Here is a 569-nt window from a genome sequence, read left to right on the forward strand (position 1 = left end):
ATAGCACGGAGACCTGCTAAGTGTTCAACTGGTTCGTGAGTTGGACCATCTTCACCAACTGCGATCGAATCGTGGGTAAAGACATAAGTCACAGGAAGTCCTTGCAAGGCTGACAAACGGACAGCTGCTTTCACATAGTCAGAGAAGACAAAGAAAGTACCACCGTATACACGAAGTCCACCATGAAGAGCCATCCCGTTCAAAATCGTTCCCATTGCAAATTCACGAACACCAAACTGAATGTTGCGGTTCAAGCGATTAGCGTCGTCTTGAAGTCCGTCCGTTTTGATATAAGTCATGTTTGAGTGAGCAAGGTCAGCTGATCCACCTAGGAAGGTTGGTAGCTTAGCTGCTACAACATTCAAGGCATCCTGACTCGAGTTACGAGTTGCTTGAGAAAATCCATTTTCTAAGGCTGGGAAGTCTGCTGGAGTCACCTCAACTGGGTCACGGCCGTCAATAATGGCTTCTACTTCTGCAGCCAGTTCTGGATGAGCCTCTTTATAGTCAGCAACTAATTTAGTCCAAGCTTGATAAGCTGATGCGCCACGATCTGCAACATTTTCTTT

General features: G+C 46.4%; 1 pseudogene. It reads right to left on the reverse strand.

Annotated elements, in window-relative coordinates:
* A pseudogene (locus GMD6S_RS11635) lies at positions 1-569 on the reverse strand (transketolase); the annotation flags it as partial.

Source organism: Streptococcus sp. GMD6S (assembly GCF_000297015.1).